This window comes from Dactylosporangium sp. CA-233914, from assembly GCF_050942935.1.
In the GTDB taxonomy this organism is placed as follows: Bacteria; Actinomycetota; Actinomycetes; order Mycobacteriales; family Micromonosporaceae; genus Dactylosporangium.
The window spans coordinates 2,910,938-2,928,818 of record NZ_CP192030.1 but is presented as its reverse complement, the minus strand read 5'-3'; the positions used below and the strand labels follow the sequence as shown (position 1 = coordinate 2,928,818).

At 71.1% G+C, this 17,881-nt stretch carries 17 protein-coding genes; 4 read left to right on the top strand and 13 right to left on the bottom strand.

The features are described from left to right. Position 1 precedes the first annotated feature (1 nt). Genes ACQPY0_RS13605 through ACQPY0_RS13590 form a run of 4 tightly spaced genes read right to left on the bottom strand, consistent with a single transcriptional unit; the run spans position 2 to position 4,108 of the window. Positions 2-841, bottom strand: a complete 840-nt coding sequence (locus tag ACQPY0_RS13605) for a carbohydrate ABC transporter permease (protein ID WP_432988541.1) — start codon at positions 839-841, stop codon at positions 2-4. Continuing rightward, the gene (locus ACQPY0_RS13600) at positions 838-1,782 is read right to left on the bottom strand and encodes a carbohydrate ABC transporter permease (RefSeq protein WP_432988539.1); all 945 of its coding nucleotides are present in this window, start codon (positions 1,780-1,782) and stop codon (positions 838-840) included. The genes ACQPY0_RS13605 and ACQPY0_RS13600 overlap by 4 nt, the downstream gene beginning before the upstream one ends. After that, the gene (locus ACQPY0_RS13595) at positions 1,779-2,915 is read right to left on the bottom strand and encodes an ABC transporter ATP-binding protein (protein ID WP_432988537.1); all 1,137 of its coding nucleotides are present in this window, start codon (positions 2,913-2,915) and stop codon (positions 1,779-1,781) included. The genes ACQPY0_RS13600 and ACQPY0_RS13595 overlap by 4 nt, the downstream gene beginning before the upstream one ends. Further along, on the bottom strand, positions 2,912-4,108 hold the full coding sequence (locus ACQPY0_RS13590) for a hypothetical protein (RefSeq protein WP_432988535.1): 1,197 nt from the start codon (positions 4,106-4,108) through the stop codon (positions 2,912-2,914). The genes ACQPY0_RS13595 and ACQPY0_RS13590 overlap by 4 nt, the downstream gene beginning before the upstream one ends. A gap of 185 nt (positions 4,109-4,293) precedes the next feature. On the opposite strand from ACQPY0_RS13590, the gene ACQPY0_RS13585 reads away from it, so the two are divergent. Continuing rightward, positions 4,294-5,301, top strand: coding sequence for a MurR/RpiR family transcriptional regulator (locus ACQPY0_RS13585; RefSeq protein ID WP_432988533.1), 1,008 nt, complete (start codon positions 4,294-4,296; stop codon positions 5,299-5,301). A 666-nt stretch (positions 5,302-5,967) separates the two neighbouring features. On the opposite strand, the gene ACQPY0_RS13580 is transcribed toward ACQPY0_RS13585, so the two are convergent. After that, a complete protein-coding gene (locus ACQPY0_RS13580; RefSeq protein ID WP_432988531.1) occupies positions 5,968-6,552 on the bottom strand; it encodes a TetR family transcriptional regulator in 585 nt (194 codons plus the stop codon). Between the two features lie 150 nt (positions 6,553-6,702). Here ACQPY0_RS13580 and ACQPY0_RS13575 point away from each other — a divergent pair, with 150 nt between their 5' ends. Next, positions 6,703-7,794, top strand: a complete 1,092-nt coding sequence (locus ACQPY0_RS13575) for an NAD(P)-dependent alcohol dehydrogenase (RefSeq protein WP_432988529.1) — start codon at positions 6,703-6,705, stop codon at positions 7,792-7,794. 47 nt (positions 7,795-7,841) lie between these two features. Here ACQPY0_RS13575 and ACQPY0_RS13570 read toward each other — a convergent pair whose 3' ends face one another. The 7 genes from ACQPY0_RS13570 to ACQPY0_RS13540 form a co-directional block, all read right to left on the bottom strand. Beyond that, positions 7,842-8,609 carry a hypothetical protein gene (locus ACQPY0_RS13570; RefSeq protein WP_432988527.1) on the bottom strand — a complete coding sequence of 256 codons (768 nt, stop codon included), beginning with the start codon at positions 8,607-8,609 and terminating at the stop codon, positions 7,842-7,844. Then, positions 8,540-8,917, bottom strand: a complete 378-nt coding sequence (locus ACQPY0_RS13565) for a PadR family transcriptional regulator (RefSeq protein ID WP_432988525.1) — start codon at positions 8,915-8,917, stop codon at positions 8,540-8,542. The genes ACQPY0_RS13570 and ACQPY0_RS13565 overlap by 70 nt, the downstream gene beginning before the upstream one ends. 49 nt (positions 8,918-8,966) lie before the next feature. Beyond that, positions 8,967-9,185, bottom strand: a complete 219-nt coding sequence (locus tag ACQPY0_RS13560; RefSeq protein ID WP_432988523.1) for a hypothetical protein — start codon at positions 9,183-9,185, stop codon at positions 8,967-8,969. Positions 9,186-9,318: 133 nt separating this feature from the next. Further along, positions 9,319-10,314 (bottom strand): TIGR03842 family LLM class F420-dependent oxidoreductase, encoded by a 996-nt coding sequence (locus tag ACQPY0_RS13555; RefSeq protein WP_432988521.1) that lies wholly within the window; start codon positions 10,312-10,314, stop codon positions 9,319-9,321. A 4-nt stretch (positions 10,315-10,318) separates the two neighbouring features. Beyond that, positions 10,319-11,803: a CoA-acylating methylmalonate-semialdehyde dehydrogenase gene (gene mmsA / locus ACQPY0_RS13550; protein ID WP_432988519.1), complete on the bottom strand. Its 1,485-nt coding sequence runs from the start codon at positions 11,801-11,803 to the stop codon at positions 10,319-10,321. 13 nt (positions 11,804-11,816) lie between these two features. Next, a complete protein-coding gene (gene hydA, locus ACQPY0_RS13545; RefSeq protein WP_432988517.1) occupies positions 11,817-13,220 on the bottom strand; it encodes a dihydropyrimidinase in 1,404 nt (467 codons plus the stop codon). Positions 13,221-13,383: 163 nt separating this feature from the next. Then, a complete protein-coding gene (locus ACQPY0_RS13540) occupies positions 13,384-14,220 on the bottom strand; it encodes a nitrilase-related carbon-nitrogen hydrolase (RefSeq protein ID WP_432988515.1) in 837 nt (278 codons plus the stop codon). Positions 14,221-14,425: 205 nt separating this feature from the next. Between ACQPY0_RS13540 and ACQPY0_RS13535 the strand changes: the two genes are divergently transcribed. Both ACQPY0_RS13535 and ACQPY0_RS13530 read left to right on the top strand, forming a co-directional pair. Further along, positions 14,426-15,790 (top strand): aminotransferase class I/II-fold pyridoxal phosphate-dependent enzyme, encoded by a 1,365-nt coding sequence (locus ACQPY0_RS13535; RefSeq protein ID WP_432988513.1) that lies wholly within the window; start codon positions 14,426-14,428, stop codon positions 15,788-15,790. Positions 15,791-16,006: 216 nt separating this feature from the next. Continuing rightward, positions 16,007-16,762, top strand: coding sequence for an SGNH/GDSL hydrolase family protein (locus tag ACQPY0_RS13530; protein WP_432988511.1), 756 nt, complete (start codon positions 16,007-16,009; stop codon positions 16,760-16,762). Between the two features lie 6 nt (positions 16,763-16,768). On the opposite strand, the gene ACQPY0_RS13525 is transcribed toward ACQPY0_RS13530, so the two are convergent. Beyond that, the gene (locus tag ACQPY0_RS13525; RefSeq protein WP_432988509.1) at positions 16,769-17,872 is read right to left on the bottom strand and encodes an acetate/propionate family kinase; all 1,104 of its coding nucleotides are present in this window, start codon (positions 17,870-17,872) and stop codon (positions 16,769-16,771) included. Positions 17,873-17,881 lie beyond the last annotated feature (9 nt).

The following is a 17,881-nucleotide window of genomic DNA, read 5'->3' as shown; positions in this document are numbered from 1 at the left end:
TTCAGTCGGCCGTCGCGGATGGCGCGAGACCGTGGACGAATTGACGCTGGACGAAGCACAGGGCGATGACGAGCGGGATCGCCGCGATGGCCGCGGCGGCCATCTGCGTTCCGTAGTCGGCGCCGCCCTCGCCGGCGGCGAAGTCGACGATGCCGTAAGGGACGGTCGCCGAACGCTCGGTACGCAGGACGACGGAGGGCCAGAACAGGTCGTTCCAGTGCCCCATCACGCTGAGGACGCCGAACGCGGCGAGGGCCGGCCGGACGTTCGGCAGCACCACGCGCCACACGACCGCGAACGGTCCGACGCCGTCGAGCCGGGCGGCGTCGAACAACGCCTGTGGAATCGTGAGGATGAACTGCCGGAACACGAAGATCCCGAACGCGGACGTCGCAAACGGCAGGATCAGCGCTTGCAGCGTGTCGAGCCAGCCGACGCGCGAAATCATGAGAAAGACCGGCAGGGCGATGATCTGGGCCGGAATGGCCAGACACGCGACGATGACCCAGGTGGCGGTGGCGGAGCCGCGGAAGCGCAGGCGGGCCAGGGCGTATCCGGCCGGCAGGCAGGTGAGGATCTGTCCGATGTAGATTCCCGTCACCGCGAGCAGGCCGTTCCAGTAGTACTGCGGCCACGGCGCCCCGTGCCAGGCGTCCACGAAGTGACTCGTCGTCAGCCCGTGCAGACCGAGCGTGCCGCGGAAGATCGCCTCGTCGGGCGTGACGGCCGTACGGAGCATGATCAAGAACGGCAGCAGCACCACGAAGCCCGCCGCGGCCAGCACGACGTGGAGCGCGACCTGGCGCAACACCGCGCCGGCGCGTGCGGTTCGTCCGGTCATCGCGCCGCTCCGTCGTTGAGCCGCCGGCCGACCATCTTGAGTTGTATCCCGATGAACGCGAAGACGACGAGCAGGATGACGAGGTCGATGACGGCGCCGCCGCCGAGGTCGTTGTAGTGAATGCCCCGCTGCCACAGCAGGTAGGACAGCGTGGTGGTGGACCCGAGCGGCCCTCCCTCGGTCATCACCTGCACCTGGTCGAAGACCCGTAGCGAGTCCCGGGTGTCGATGACCAGCGCGAGGACGGTGGCCGGGCCGAGCGCGGGCCAGGTGACGTGCCAGAACCGCGACCACGACGTCGCCCCGTCGAGCGCGGCCGCGTCGTGGAGGTGCCGGGGAACCCCCGACAGGCCGGCGAGAAAGATGACGACGGTGGTGCCCAGAGCCTGCCAGATTCCGACGATCGAGACCGCGACGACGGCCAGGTCCGTCGACTGCAGCCAGCCCTCAACCGGCAGCACCCGGCCGACGGTCTGGTCGACGAGGCCGGTCTGCGGATAGAACATGAAGCGCCACGCGACCGACGTCGCGGCCAACGTGGAGGCGACCGGCAGGAAGAACACCGTGCGCCACACCATCGCCCCGTGCCGGACGTTGTTGATGCCCACGGCGATCGCGAGGCCCAGCACCACCGTCACCGGAACGGTCAAGACGGTGTACTCGAGCGTGCGCAGCACCGCGGAACGCAGGTCGGGGCTGGCGAGGATCCGGGAGAAGTTGGCGAAGCCGACCGCGTGACCGGTCTGCGTGAGCGGGTCCCAGCCGAAGAAGGCCAGAACGCTGACCGCGACCAGCGGGACGATCAGGAACAGCCCCAGCAGGACCGCGGCCGGTGCGCACAGGACCCACCCGATGACCTCGTCCGTGCCGCGTATCCGGGGCAGGCCGATCACTCGCCCGGCCCGGCCCGAGCCGGCCGGTGCGGCGACGGCGCGGCTCACAGCCGTTTCCCGGCGGCGTCGAAGGCGTGCAGGTGCTCGTCGCGGGCCCACACGCGCACCTCGGCGGACAGCGGCTGATCGGCTGGCACACGGATCCTCAGGATCTGCTCGCCGTGGTGCCCGATGCGCACCGCGACGAGGCGCTCGGTGCCGAGAAGTTCGCTGGACACGAGGTGGCCGGAGACCGACCACCGGTCTGCCGGCGGCTCCCCGACGACCAGGTGCTCGGGCCTGACGCCGATCGTCGCGACCGCCTTCCGGGCGTCCGGCGCGGAGATCCAGCGCGGCAATGTGATCGCGTCGCCCGCCGCCCCGGTCAGGCGAAACGTATCGGCGGCAACCGTGCCGGACATGAGGTTCATCGCGCCGAGGAAGCCGGCCACGAATGGCGTCGCCGGCGCAGTGAAAGCCTCCTCGGGTGCTCCGGCCTGTTCGATCGCACCGCCGTTCATCACCACGATGCGGTCGGCGAGGCTGAGCGCTTCGGTCTGGTCGTGTGTCACGTACACGACCGTCATGCCGAGACGCTGCTGCAGCGCCCGGATCTCCGCCCTCATCTCGACCCTCAGCTGCGCGTCGAGGTTGGACAGCGGTTCGTCCATCGCGACGATCGCCGGGCGCCGCACCAGGGCACGGCCGATGCCGACGCGCTGTTTCTGGCCGCCCGAGAGCTGGCGCGGGCGGCGGTCGAGCAGATGCCCGATCTTGAGGATCTCGGCGATCTCCCGGGTTCGCGCGTCGCGTTCCTTCCTGGGTACCCGGCTCATGCGCAACGGGAAGGCGATGTTCTGCGCGACCGTCTTGTTGGGATACAGCGCATAGTTCTGGAACACCATCGCCACCCCGCGCAGATGCGGCTGGACTCCGGCCGCATCCCGGCCCTGGAGGTAGATCTCCCCCGAGCTGACCGAGTCGAGCCCGGCGAGGCAGCGCAGCAGCGTGGTCTTGCCGCAGCCCGACGGCCCCACCAGCACCACGACCTGCCCGGGTTCGCCGCGTAACGTGATGTCGTCGAGCGCGAGCGCCCCGCCGGGGTACCGCTTGGAGACGGCTCGGCATTCGAACGCCGCTGTCTGATCCGCCTGGGGCGGGCTCGACACCGGGGCCTCGGACACGTGGGCCGCGGCCGTCACTGCGGGCCGATCCCGTGCCGGGCGCCGATGAGCTCGGCGCGCAGCCGCCGGCCGACGATTTCGGCCTCGCCCTCCTGCAGCGAGGTGGGGTTGGCGGTGAGCCGGCGGAACTGACGATCGTGGTAGAGGAAGACGCCGGGCTCCCCGGCGAGCAGCCGTCGCGCGATCTCGCCGACCTCCGGGCCGGTCCACGCCGCGGTCAAGCTCACGACGACCGTGGGGACGAAGAACTCGAAGTCGTCGTGCCGGACCGCGACCTCGACGCCGGGGATCTCACCGATGCCGGCCTGGATCAGGTCTGCCCGCCCGCGGCAGGCGGCCAGCATCTCGTCTTCGTCACTGGCGACGTAGGCCTTGAGGGCCTCGTAGACGCCCACGATCGTCTCGCGGGACATCTTGTGGGGGCGTCCGATGCCGTAGTTCGGGCCGGAGTGCGCCAGCGCCGCCTCGACCAGATCACCGCGCCCGAACAGCAGCCCGGAGTTCTGCGGACCCCGCAGGAACTTTCCGCCGCCGAAGATCACCAGGTCGGCGCCCTCGGCGATGAAGCGCGTCAAGTTCCGTTTGGGCGGCAGCATCCCGGCCGCGTCCACGATCAGTGGTACCCCCGCGCGCCGGGCGATCTGTGCCGTCTCGGCGAGCGTCGGCCCGACCTGGCGCTGGCCGGGCCCGAGCAGATACAGCACCGCCGCCGCGTGCTGGTCGAGGGCGCTCTCGACCTCGAAGTCGTAACACTCGTTGATGTTGCCGACCTCGGTGAACTCGGCTCCCGTGTACCTCGCGAGGTAGGTGAAGCGCCCACGGTGGGCCTTCTGGATGACGACGCGGGACCGCAGGCCCGTGGCGTCGGGAAGCTGCCGCACCTTGGCGGGTGCCGCCCCGGTCATCGCCGCGGCCACAGCGAGCACGATCCCGCTCGCGGCGCCGGCGGTGACCATGCCCGCCTCCGCGCCGGTCACGGTGGCGATGTACTTCCCGACCGCCCGGTTGAGCTCCGGGATGTGCACGAAGTTCGCCGACGCCTCGGCCATGGCGTTCCAGACGAACGCCGGCGGCCTGGACCCGCCGAACATGGTCGTCGTCCCGCCGGCGTGGATGACCGGGCGGACACCGAGTTCGCGATAGACGGCCGCCTGATGCCACGACGTCGCGGATGTCGTGTCCGGGCGGGCGGTGCGTGACGTTGCGGTCAACGGCGGACCTTCCTGTGTGGGCTCGGCAACTGACCGGTGCGGCGTCGACGCTAAGCAGCCACGGTTGCGGCGACGTTGCCTTCAGATGAACGGACGCAACTAGATTCCGCCACATAGACAGACAGGCAGAATCTGATGCCAAATCGCTATGACCTGCACAAAGTCGGCCCCTGATACCGCCACGCGTGACTAGATGCTGTCTGCGTAGAACAGAATTCCTCTATCGCTTGGGCATGGTGTACTGTCTTGCCGGAGCCGAGAGGGTTGCGTCAGGGGGTGCCCAGCACTTGATTGATGAGGTCTCATCGCCCGCCGAGGCGCTGGCGAGGATCAGGTCTGCCGCCCCGGAACTGCGGGGGGTGGCGCGAAGGGTCGCCGACATCATCGTGCGGCAGCCGAACTGGGTCGTGTCGGCGCGGGTGGCCGACCTCGCCGAAGCCGCCGACGCCTCGGCCAGCTCGGTCGTCCGCGCATGCCGGGACCTCGGCTTCGACGGGTTCCCCGATCTGAAGATCGTGCTGGCCCGCGACCTCGCCCGCACCGAGGGAGTCCGCTTCAGTCAGGGGCTCGCCGCCGACGACTTCACCACCGGCAACGACCGAGGCGGCGGCATCCTGGAAAAAGTCCTTCGCGGCGCCGCTCAATCACTGATCGACGCGATTTCGACCGTCGACAACGACGCGTTCGAGGCCGTCGCCGACGCGGTGGCCCACGCCCGGCGGATACTGTTCGTCGCAGTGGGGACCTCGCGGACCCCCGCGGCCGACGCGGCCGGCCGCCTCACCACCATCGGCCTGCACGCGTTCGCCCCCGAAGACGTGTGGCTGCAGCAGGTGCAGGCCCGGCAGCTCAGCCGCGAGGACGTCTGCATCGCGATCAGCCGGACGGGAACGATGCGGCCCACCCTCGAAGCCGCGGAGATGGCGCGCGAGGGCGGGGCCACGACCGTGGCCATGACCAGCTTTCACAACGCCCCCCTCGCCGCGACGTGTGACTATGCCCTGATATCGGGTGCGCCCGAGCTCGGCTTCCGGATCAAGGGAATGACCAGCCAGCTCGCCATTCTCGCGGTCCTGGACGCGCTCTACGGCCAGGTCGCCTCACTCATCGAATCCCGGGCCGCGGTCGGCTTCCAGGCGATCACTTCCGTCACCGACGTCAACACCCTGCGTCGACCCAGGACACCTGCGTAAGAGAGTCCGGCAATTGGTCAAGATCACGCCTCGTCGCGGCGGGCGCCTCACCCCTGGACCTGCCGCGCCGCGGGTGCACGGCGGGCGGGGAGATGCAGGCAGGGCGCCTGTTGCCGGTGCTTTCGAGGCCCGCGGTGGCGTGTGGGTTGTGCCGGGGTCCCTGGTGTCGTGGGCGGTGCCGGCCAGGACGATGCCGGTGTGCTGATCGGCGGCTGCGAGAACGTACCGGGCGGCGCTGTCGCGGGTGCGCGAGCCGCGCAGGGTCTTGCGACGGTGACGGCGACCTCGCGGCGGGCCGGGCCGCCGTCCACGGCGATTGCTGGTCCGGACCCGGGTGCCGGCGCGGGGATCCTTGCGGCGAGCCAGATCCCGATCGCGGTGTCGGAGCGGTAGCCGGCCCCGACCGCGCGGACAGCCGCCGCGAGCACCACGGTCAGGTGATGGCGGATGCCCCCGCCGGGCGCGTGGATCAGGCACCGCGGCCAGGGCTGCGGGCAGACCGGCGGTCAACTCCGGCGGGCGGAGCCCGGCCAGTGCGGCCGGCAATGATGCGATCGGCGTTGCGGGCACGGCACACTTCGGGAACGATCAACACGGCGTACGAACCTCGATGATCTTCCGAACCAGTCATGCCCGCCGAGCAAGCGCGCGTCTACACCAACCACCTCAAGCCGGCGCCGTCACGGCCCGAGATACGCAGTCGTGCAGGAAGGCGCGGCGGCGGGCGTGGACCTCGTCCGGCTCGTCCGGGGTCGCGGTGTAGATGCTGCTGGCCGGGGACCAGGCGCAGGACATGGCGATGACCATGGTCAGCAGGTCGTACGGGTCGCCGGGGCGCAGCCGGCCCGCGGCCTGGGCCTCAGCGATCTCGGCGATCTTGCGCACGTGGTCGGCGGTCTCGAACAGCGTGCCCGTCGGGCGGCGCTCCAGGCGGATCCAGGTCGTCAACCGGACCAGGTCCGGCCGGCGCAGATACGCGTCGTAGAGCCCAACCGCCCACCCCGCCAGGTCCCCGGCATCGAACGGCACCGCGGCCGTGAGCCGGTCCACCGAGTCCGCCACGACCGCGTCGAACAGGCCGTCCTTGCTCCCGAAGTAGCCGTAGAGTTGGGCCTTGTTGGTGCGAGCGGCGTGGATCACGCGCTCGATCCGGGCGCCCGCGATGCCGCGCTCGGCGAACTCCTCCGCCGCCGCGTCCAGGATTCGGCGGCTCGTCGCGGCGCCCCGGGCGGTCGACGGCAGCTCAGGCACGAGATCACGGTAACAGACAGACCGGTTGGTTTGCCAACGGGCCGCTAGCTGTGCGAGGCTGAAAACAGACCGAATAGTCTGTCTGGCGGGAAGACCCCGAAGCCGGGAAGACCCGAAGGCGAGGAGGCCCGAAGGCGAGGAGGCCCGAACATGCGCACGACCACGGCTTGGCAGAGCGGCGACGGCACCGCGCAAAGCGGCGACAGCACCACGCGAAGCGGCGACGGCACCACGCGGAGCGGCAGCGGCGCGACCGCGCTGGCGAGGGTGCCGATCGAGCGCCGCGACCTGCGAGAGGACGACATCGCGGTGCGGATCGACTACTGCGGCGTCTGCCACAGCGACCTGCACGCGATCAACCACGCACCCCAGGGCGGCGGCGGCCTGGTCCCCGGCCACGAGTTCACCGGCACCGTCGTCGCCGCGGGGCCCTCGGCGGCGCGGTTCGCGATCGGCGGCCGGGTGGCGGTCGGGACGATCATCGACTCGTGCGGATCGTGCCCGATGTGCCGGGCCGGGCAGGAGAACTACTGCGCCGAGTTTCCGACGCTCACGTACAACGGCACCGATCGGGTCGACGGGTCGCGGACGCTGGGCGGGTACAGCCGCGAGTATGTGCTCCGCGAGGCCTTCGCCTATCCACTGCCGGACGGGCTGGACCCGGCGGCCGCGGCGCCGCTGATGTGCGCCGGGATCACGGTGTGGGAGCCGCTGCGCGCGGCCGGCGTCGGGCCCGGGAGCCGCGTCGCGGTGGCGGGGCTGGGCGGGCTGGGGCACCTGGCGGTGAAGCTGGCCGCGGCCCTGGGGGCGGAGGTCACGGTGCTCAGCCGCACGCCGGGGAAGGCCGCCGACGCCCGCGCGCTGGGAGCCGTCGACCTCGTCGAGCCCACCGAGGCGGCGAAGGAGCGGTTCGACCTGGTGCTGGACACCATTTCGGCGCCGCACGAGCTTTCGCCGCTGCTGCGGTTGCTCGATCTCGACGGGACGCTGTGCCTGCTCGGCTTCCTCGCGCCCGCGATCCCCGTGAACGCGATGGACCTCCTCATGGGGCGCAAGAAGCTCACCTCGTCGGGCACCGGCGGCCGGACGCGCACGGCCGAGCTGCTGGAATTCTGCGCCGCGCGCGGGATCGTCGCCGACGTCGAGGTCGTGCCCTCCGCGCGCGTGGGCGAGGCACTCACCCGGCTGAGCAACGGCGACGTCCGGTATCGCTTCGTGCTGGACCTGTCCGACCTGGATTGACGGATTTCCGAAGTCCTCGGTGGTAAGGGACAGGATGGGCTCGTAGGTCAGGCGGGTTTGATTTTCGTGGCGTCCGTGGGAGCGGTGCCGGACGCCCCTTGGTGGTCGCGGAGCGACAAGCGACGGGCCAGGACCGTGGCGCCGGCAAGTGCGGCCAGCACAATGGCGACCTCCGCGACCACCACTTCCGCAGCGGTGCTGTAGCCGGTGGACCAGGCGAATGCCATGGTGACCGGCGTGACGAGAATGCCGGCGGCCGGCATCAGCAGGCTCATCATCCGCGCTGTTCTGCGGATCCGGGGCAGGTCGCGCAGCCGGAGCCGAACCGCGGCGACTCCCGCTACGACGACCACGGCGGCCGGCACGCCGTAGTAGACCGCGACGCCGATCTGGATCGGTATCTGGATCGACCGGGGGATATCCATCATGCGTACGAACAGCGGGTATACCGCGATCAGGAAGCCGTAACCGAGGAGACCACCGAGTGCCGCACCGATCAGTGCGGTGCCGAGAAGACGGCCGTAGTCCCGGCGCACGCGCAGGACACCGGCCTCGTCGGCGAGCCGTCGGGCGAAGCCGGCTACGTCACCACCAAGCAACTGCACTGGGTCGCACCCGTCCGCGGCCGCAGCTTGCAGGTCGAGGCGCAGATCGGTGGCGAATGCCGCCCGATCAGCCGAGCCGACCCCGTATGCGCGCCAGGCACGGTCGGCCTCGGCGAGGACGCTGTCGATGGTATCCACGGTCAACTCCTCGTAGGGTTGCGGCCGGGCGCGGTGAGGATGGCGCCAACGGTGTCGGCGAAGCGGGTCCACTGTTTCTGCCAGGCATCCAGGTGGATACGGCCGCGACCGGTCAGTGCGTAGACCTTGCGGGGTGGACCGGTAGGGCTCACCTGCTGTTCGTCAGCGACAAGGCCGAGGCGACGCATCCGGGTGAGCAGTGGATAGATGGTGCCGTAGCTGATCGCGCCGAAGCCGGCTGCTTCCATCCGCCGAACCAGCTCGTAGCCGTGGGCGGGTTCGCGTGCGAGCAGTGCCAGTAGGCACATGTCCAGCGCACCGCGAAGGAGTTGGGTCTGCCGGTCGTTGTCATCGGTCGGCTGGCTTTCCGCCGCTATCATGCGACACATAATACGCCACTATTTGGTGCCGCGATATACCGGAGTCGCGTCAACTGTCGACCACCTCCAAGGGCGCGCGGGGCGATGAGCCGAGACGATCGCATGCCGCCGACCGTGCGCGGGCCGAGGTGCGGTGCCGCGTTCCGTTCGCGGCGACGCACAGGCCGAGGATGAACAGGCACGCGTCGAGGACCACGCGCCAGATCGGCCGCCCGCCCGTGAGCTCCGGGCGGGCCAGGCGCTGCAACACGGTGTACAGATGCGGCATGGAGAGGTCGTCGGCGCGCGCGGGAGGATGCGCACCCCGAAGACAGCCGTGCCCTCGTCGTCGCCGACCGTCTTCGTAGCCCTCCGAGAGGGCTACGAAGACGGCGACCCGGCGAGGGCAGCCGGCGTTCTTCTCATGAGACGACCGGGATGACACGCTCGCCGTAGGCGGCGAGCGTGGACTCCTTCGCGTCGTGCTGCAGGTACAGGGCGAACTGGTCCACGCCGAGGTCCTTGAGCTCGGCGAGGCGCTCGAGGTGCCGCTCGACCGGGCCGAGGATGCAGAACCGGTCGACGATCTCGTCCGGGACGAAGTCGGTGTGCGGGTTGCCGGCCCGGCCGTGCTCGGCGTAGTCGTAGCCCTTGCGGCCCTTGATGTAGTCGGTGAGGACCGTGGGCACGGCGCCGTCGGCGCCGTAGCGGGCCACGATGTCGGCGACATGGTTGCCCACCATGCCGCCGAACCACCGGGTCTGCTCCCGCTGATGAGCGAGGTCATCGCCCACATAGGCCGGAGCCGCGACGCAGAACTTGATGGCCGCCGGGTCGCGGCCGGCCTTCTCGGCCGCGTCCCGGACCGCCTTGATCATCCAGGCGGCGATGTCGGGGTCGGCCAGCTGCAGGATGTACCCGTCGCCGACCTCCCCGGCCAGCGCGAGCGCCTTGGGCCCGTAGGCCGCGACCCAGACCTCGAGCCGGCTGCCGGGCGCCCACGCGAACTGCAGATCCCGGTCGCGCAGGCGGACCGGGCGGCCGTTGCCGAGCTCGCGGATGACCTGCACACACTCCCGCAGCTCGGCGAGCGTGGTCGGGCGGGCGCCCAGCACGCGCACCGCGGAGTCGCCGCGGCCGATGCCGCAGACGGTGCGGTTGCCGTACATCTCGTTGAGGGTGGCGAACAGCGACGCGGTGACCGTCCAGTCCCGGGTGCCCGGATTGGTGACCATCGGTCCGACGACGACCCGCTCGGTGTCGGCGAGAATCTTGCTGTAGATGACGAACGGCTCCTGCCACAGCACGTGGGAGTCGAACGTCCACACGTGGCTGAAGCCGGCCGCCTCGGCCCGCTTGGCGAGCTCGACCACGCCCAGTGCGGGCGGGTCGCACTGCAGCACCACCCCGACGTCCATCTCGTCACCGCACCTTCGGAAAGCCCAGGTCGACCTCGGAGGTGGCCGGGTCCGGCCAGCGCGAGGTGACGACCTTGCCGCGCGTGTAGAACTGGATGCCTTCGGGGCCGTACATGTGCAGATCCCCGAAGAGCGAGGACTTCCAGCCGCCGAAGCTGTAGTAGGCGACCGGGACCGGCACCGGGACGTTGACGCCGACCATGCCACAGATCACGTCGTACTGGAACTGGCGCGCGGCGCCGCCGTCGCGGGTGAAGATCGCGGTGCCGTTGCCGTACTCGTTGTCGTTGACGAGCTTGACGGCCTCGTCGTAGGACTCCGCCCGCACGACCGACAGGACGGGCCCGAAGATCTCGTCCTTGTACAGCGCCGAGTCCGGCGAGACCTTGTCCACGAGGGACGCGCCGAGGAAGAAGCCCGGCCCCTGGCTGATCGGCGCCGCGCGGCCGTCGACGACGACCTCGGCCGCGCCGGGGTCGGCGAGGTAGCCGGCGACGCGGTCGCGGTGCTCGCGGGTGATGAGCGGGCCCATCTCGGCGGCCGGATCGGTGGCCGGGCCGACCGCGATCCGGCCGATGCGCTCGCTGATCGCGGCGACGAGCGGGTCGGCGACCGCGCCCACCGCGACGACGACGGAGACGGCCATGCACCGCTCCCCCGCCGAGCCGTAGCCCGCCGAGACGGCCGCGTCCGCGGCGGCGGCGATGTCGGCATCGGGGAGTACGACCATGTGGTTCTTGGCTCCGCCCAGCGCCTGGACGCGCTTGCCGGCCCGGGTGCCGGCCTCGTAGACCGCCTTCGCGATCGGGGTCGAGCCGACGAAGCTCAGCGCCTGGACGTCCGGGTGCTCGATGAGCCGCTCGACGGCCTCCCGGTCGCCCTGCACGACGTTGAAGCAGCCGTCGGGCAGCCCGGCCTGGCGCAGCAGGTCGGCCAGCAGCAGCGAGGCGGACGGGTCTTTCTCGCTGGGCTTGAGCACGAACGTGTTGCCGCACACGAGCGCGTTGCAGAACATCCACATCGGCACCATCGCCGGGAAGTTGAACGGCGTGATGCCGGCGACGACGCCCAGCGGCTGGCGGATGGAGTACACGTCCACGCCCGAGCTGGCCTGCTCGCTGTAGCCGCCCTTGAGCAGGTGCGGGGCGCCGGCGGCGAACTCGACGTTCTCCAGGCCCCGGGCCAGCTCGCCGGCGGCGTCGGCGACGGTCTTGCCGTGCTCGGCGCTCACCAGCGCCGCGATCTCCTTGCGGTTGGCGTCGACGAGCTCACGGAAGCGGAACATGACCTCGGCGCGGCGGGACAGCGACGCGGCCCGCCAGGCCGGGTAGGCGGCGAGCGCGCTCGCCACGGCGGCGTCGGTCTCCGCGGCGGTGGCGGCGACGACGTACGCCTGCTGCTCTGCGGTGGCCGGGTCCCATACCGGCAGCTGCCGGCCGCTGGTGCCCGGCACGGCCTGCCCGTCGAGCCAGTGCCTGATCTCTCGCATTTTCGCTCAGCCCTTACAAAAGGTAGTCGGACAGTCCGCGGCGGATGAACCGTCCGTGGCCCTTGGTGCCGTGGTACGCGTCGCCGGACACGATCACGGTGCCGCGGGAGACGACGGTGTCGACCTTGCCGGCCACCTCGAAACCCTCCCAGGCCGAGTAGTCCATGTTCATGTGGTGCGTCTCGACGCCGATGCGGGTGCGGGCCGCCGGGTCGTAGAGCACGATGTCGGCGTCGGAGCCGGGCGCGATGATGCCCTTGCGCGGGAACAGGCCGAACATGCGCGCCGGGGTGGTGGCGATCGTCTCGACCCACCGGGCCAGCGACAGCTTGCCGTCGACGACGCCCTGGTAGAGCAGGTCGACGCGGTGCTCGACGCTGCCGATGCCGTTGGGGATCTTCGAGAAGTCGCCGATGCCCATCTCCTTCTGGTCCTTGAAGCAGAAGGGGCAGTGGTCGGTGGAGACGACGGACAGGTCGTTGCTGCGCAGGCCCCGCCACAGGTCGGCGCGGTGACTCTCCTTGCCGCTGCGCAGCGGCGTCGAGCAGACCCACTTCGCGCCCTCGAATCCGGGCGCGCCGAGCTGCTCCTCCAGGGTGAGGTACAGATACTGCGGGCAGGTCTCGGCGAACACGTTACGGCCGACGTCCCGGGCGGCGGCGACCTGCTCCAGGGCCTTGGAGGCCGAGAGGTGGACGATGTAGAGCGGGCAGTCCGCGGCCACGCTCGCCAGCCAGATCGCCCGGCTGGTCGCCTCGGCCTCCAGCGCCTCGGGGCGGGTGATGCCGTGGTGGATCGGGTCGGTCTCGCCGCGCTGGAGCGCCTGCTTGACGAGCACGTCGATGGCGGGCCCGTTCTCGGCGTGCATCATGATCATGGCACCGTTGTCGCGGGCCTTCTGCATCGCGCGCAGGATCTGCCCGTCGTCGCTGTAGAACACGCCGGGGTACGCCATGAAAAGCTTGAAGCTGGTGATCCCCTCGCCCGCCACGAGCTGGTCCATCGCCTTGAGCGAGTCGTCGTCGACGCCGCCGAGGATCATGTGGAAGGCGTAGTCGATATGGCACTCGCCCTCGGTCTTGGCGTGCCACGCGGCAAGGCCGTCCTGGACCACCTCGCCGTAGCGCTGGATGGCGAAGTCGATGATCGTGGTGGTGCCGCCGAACGCGGCGGCCCGGGTGCCGGTGTCGAACGTGTCGGAGGCCTTGGTGCCGCCGAACGGCATCTCCATGTGGGTGTGGGCGTCCACGGCACCGGGGATGACGAACTTCCCGGTCGCGTCGATGACCTCGAAGTCACCCTCCTGCGGCCCGTCGCCGGGCATGAACACGGCGGAGATCTTCTCGCCGACGACGAGGACGTCACCCGGGATCGCACCCTGCGGCCCGATCACGGTCCCGCCCTTGATCAGCATCATCGCGCTACCTCCGCTTCGCTCCGGCAGCGCTCAAAGCCCGGGATTCGCGGTGAGCGGCCGCTCCGCCGAGGATCGACCCAGAAAAGGCGCCGCCCATTCTGGCTCGATGAGGCTTCGCGAGGATCGACCCAGAAAAGGCGCCCCTTCGCTGCGAACCGCTCGCTCACGGCTGCACCAGCTCCCCGTAGGCGTCGGGACGGCGGTCGCGGTAGAACTGCCAGCGGGCACGGACCGTGGCGAGCAGGTCCAGGTCGAGGTCGCGGACGATCAGCTCGGGGTTGTGCGCGTCACCGACCTCCCCGACGAACCTGCCCTCGGGGTCGACGAAGTAACTGCTGCCGTAGAAGTCGTTGTCGCCGAGCTCCTCGATGCCGGTGCGGTTGATCGCGCCGATGAAGTACTCGTTGGCCACGGCGCTGGCCGGCTGCTCCAGCTTCCACAGATAGGCCGACAGGCCCCGGCTGGTCGCCGACGGGTTGAACACGATCTGGGCACCGCCCAGGCCGAGCGCGCGCCAGCCCTCCGGGAAGTGCCGGTCGTAGCAGATGTAGACGCCGACCTTGCCCACGGCGGTGTCGAAGACGGGGTAGCCGAGGTTGCCGGGGCGGAAGTAGAACTTCTCCCAGAAGCCCTTCACCTGGGGGATGTGGTTCTTGCGATACTTGCCCAGGTAGTTGCCGTCCGCGTCCACGACGGCGGCGGTGTTGTAGAGCACGCCGGGCTGCTCCTGCTCGTACATCGGCAGGATCATGACCATGCCGAGTTCGGCGGCGAGGGCCTGGAAGCGCTCGGTGGTCGGGCCGGGGATCGACTCGGCGTAGTCGTAGTAGGCGGAGTCCTGCACCTGGCAGAAGTACGGGCCGTAGAACAGCTCCTGGAAACAGATGACCTTGGCGCCCTGGGTGGCGGCCTGCCGTGCGTAGTCCTCGTGAGCCTTGATCATTGATTCCTTGTCGCCCGTCCAGTTGGTCTGGACGAGGGCGGCGCGGACGACCGTCATGACTGCCCCTCTCGGATCGGTCCACATTGGCCGGTTGCGGGGTCTTGCGGCGGCTTTGGGCTTCGCGCTCGCCGACCCGGATCAGGTGACCTTGATCCCGGGTCGGATGCCGTAGGACACTAACGACACAAATCTAAGCGGACAATCGTCCGAGCGTTACAGAATGTTTCGGAGATGTAATTTGCTGGCACTTATCACCGGGGCGGTGGACGACCGCAGCGCCCGGGGCATCGCCGCGGCCGTCAGCCGTCTGGTGACCGCCGGGACGCTGCCCGCCGGCACCCGCCTGCCGACCGTCCGCGACGTCGCCCGGGAGCTCGGCATCAGCCCGACGACGGTGAGCGAGGCATGGCGCAGCCTGACCCGCGCCGGCGCCATCCAGACCCGCGGTCGCTCCGGCACGTTCGTCGCCGGCCCGGCGGTGCCGCGCCAGCGCCTACGCTACGCCCAGCTCGGGGCCCGGGTCAGCGAGTTGCGGGGCGGGCTGCAGCGCGACTACTCCACCGGCGTGCCCGACTACGACCTGCTGCCGAGCCTCACCGAGGCCCTCAAGCGCATCGGCGACGCCCGCCTCACCACGTCGTACCTCGACGACGCCGTGCTGCCCGGCCTGGAGGCGGTGCTGCGCGAGCGCTGGCCGTTCCCGCCCGAGGCGCTGACCGTCGTCGACGGCGCGATGGACGCCCTGGACCGCATCACCGGCGTCGTGGTCCGCTTCGGCGACCACGTCCTCGTCGAGGACCCCGCCTTCCCGCCGACCCTGGACCTGCTGGAGACCGTCGGCGCGACGGTCGTCGGCGTCGGCATCGACGGGCACGGCGTGCGCCCCGACGCGCTCACCGCCGCCCTGGCCTCCTGCGAGCCGGTCGCGCTGTTGCTGCAGCCACGCGCCCACAACCCGACCGGGGCGAGCATGACCCCGGCCCGCGCCGACAAGCTCGCCCGCATCCTGGCCCGCCACCCCGGCGTCACCGTGATCGAGGACGACCACGCCGGCGCGATCGCGACCGCCCCGCCGGTGAGCCTCGGCCGGCGCCTGCCGGAGCGGACCGTCCACGTCGTGAGCTTCTCCAAGAGCCACGGCCCGGACCTGCGCCTGGCGGCGATCGGCGGGCCCGCGGCGGTCGTCACGGCGGTCACGGACCGCCGCCTGCTGGGGCCGGGCTGGTCGAGCCGGCTGCTGCAGGCCGTCCTGCTCGAGCTTCTGACCAACCCCGCGACCGTACGTCACGTGGCCCACGCCCGCGACGAGTACGCCCGCCGCCGCACCGCCCTGCTCGACGCCCTCGACGCCCGCGGGGTCACCGCCACCGGCGCCGACGGCATCAACATCTGGATGGCGGTGGCGAACCAGCAGGTCGCCATGCTGACCCTGGCCGCCCACGGCATCGCGGTCGCGCCCGGCGCCCCGTTCGAGGTGAGCCACCTCGACTCCGACCACGTCCGCATCACCGCGGGCCTGGTCCGCGACGACTTCGACGCCCTGGCGGACATCTTCGCCGAGGCGGCCGGCGGCGCACTACGCGGCAGCGGCCCACGCGCGGCCACCCACCCGCGCGGCTGGCGCTGATCGAGGCCGGACATCGTCGCCGAGGCGGCCGGCGGCGCACTGCGCGGCAGCGGCCCGCGCGCGGCCACCCACCCGCGCGGCTGGCGGTGATCGAGGCCGGACATTCCCGCCATTGGCACACGACAATGCGAAATGGCGGCCGGGCCCCGCTCCTGGCCGCGCGGGCCGCTTCTGGATGATGTTGGGGCTGACGTTGTCAAGGAGGGCGGACAAATCGTGCGTTACGTCGCGATCGGGGACAGTTTCACCGAGGGCATGGGCGACGAGCGGCCGGACGGCACCCCGCGCGGCTGGGCCGACCTGGTCGCCGAGGGGCTGGCGGCGGCGACGGGCGAGACGGTGCAGTACGCCAACTTCGCCATCCGCGGCCGGCTCCTCGGCCCGATCCTGGACGAGCAGCTCGACGTCGCCCTGGCCCTGGACCCGCCCCCGACGATGCTGTCGCTCAACGGCGGCGGCAACGACATGATGCGCCGCGGCACCGACATGGACCGCCTGCTGGAGCTGACCGAGCAGGCGGTCCGCCGCACCTCGGCGGCCGGCGTGCGGATGCTCCTGCTCAGCGGCGCGGACCCGTCGGAGCATCTGCCGTTCGGCAAGGTGATCCGGCAGAAGGGCGAGATGCTCTCCGCGGCGGTCCGCGAGCTGGCCGACCACCACGACCACGTGCTGTTCGTGAACGTGTTCGGCGACGCGGAGATCCGCCGGGCGCCGTACTGGTCCGGCGACCGCCTGCACCTCAACGCCGAGGGCCACCGCCGGGTCGCGGGCCTGGTGCTCGACGCGCTCGGCCACCCCACGACCGCTCACCGGCTCGACCCGGGCCCGGCCCCGTCGCGCCGCCTGCTGGCCGAGGCCCGCTACTACCGTGAGCACGTCCTGCCCTGGGTCGGCCGCCGCCTGCGCGGCCGCTCCTCGGGCGACGGGCGGGCGCCGAAGTTCCCGGCCTGGACCCCGGTCGGCGCCGCCTGATCGCGCTCAGAGCACGAGCGCCGCGGTCTGCTCGGCGATCGCGTGCTCCTCGTCGGTCGGCACCACGCACACCGCGACCCGCGCCCCGTCCGGGCTGATGACGCGCTCGTTCGCCGCGTTGCGGGCCTCGTCGACCTCGATCCCCCAGGTCTGCAGGCCCGCCAGCGAGGCGGCCCGGACCGGCGGCGCGTGCTCGCCGACGCCCGCGGTGAACACGATCGCGTCCAGGCGGCCCAGGACTGCGTGGAAGGCGCCGACGTACTTGCGGATGCGGTGGCAGTACACGTCGAACGCGAGCGTCGCCGCCTCGTCGCCGGCCGCGCGGCGCGCGAGGACCGTGCGCATGTCGTTCACGCCGGCCAGACCCAGCAGGCCCGCGTGGCGCTGCAGGGTGTCGTCGACGGCGGCGAAGTCCATGCCGGCGACCCGGTGCAGATAGGTCCCGACGGCCGGGTCCAGGTCGCCGCTGCGGGTGCCCATGACGAGGCCCTCCAGCGGGGTCATGCCCATCGACGTGTCGACGCTGCGGCCGCCGCGCACCGCCGTGGCGCTGGCGCCGTTGCCCAGGTGCAGGACGATGAGGTTGAGCTCCTGCAGGGGCCGGCCCAGCAGGGTCGCGGCGCGGCCGGCCACATAGGCGCACGACGTCCCGTGAAAACCGAAGCGCCGGATGTCGTACCGCGCGGCGAGGCTCCGATCGATCGCATACGTCGCCGCGGCCGGCGGGATGGTCGCGTGGAAGGCGGTGTCGAACACGGCGACGTGCGGCACCGACGGCAGCTTCTCGCGGGCCGCCTCGATGCCGGTGATGCCGCCGGGGTTGTGCAGCGGCGCCAGCGGTACGAGATCCCGCAGCACGGCGAGGACCTCGTCGTCGACGACGGCCGGCGCGGCGAACTTCGCCCCGCCGTGGACGATGCGGTGCCCGACCGCCTCGATCGGGACGTCGCCGAGCCCCTCGAGCACCTGTTCGAGGGCGGCGGCATGGTCGGGCACACCGCCCGGCTCCCCGATCTTCTCGATCAGGCCCCGCTCCCCCGCGGCCGGGTCGGCGAGGTCCACGACGCGAAACTTCACGGACGAGGAGCCGCTGTTGAGCACCAGGATCATGCCAGGCAG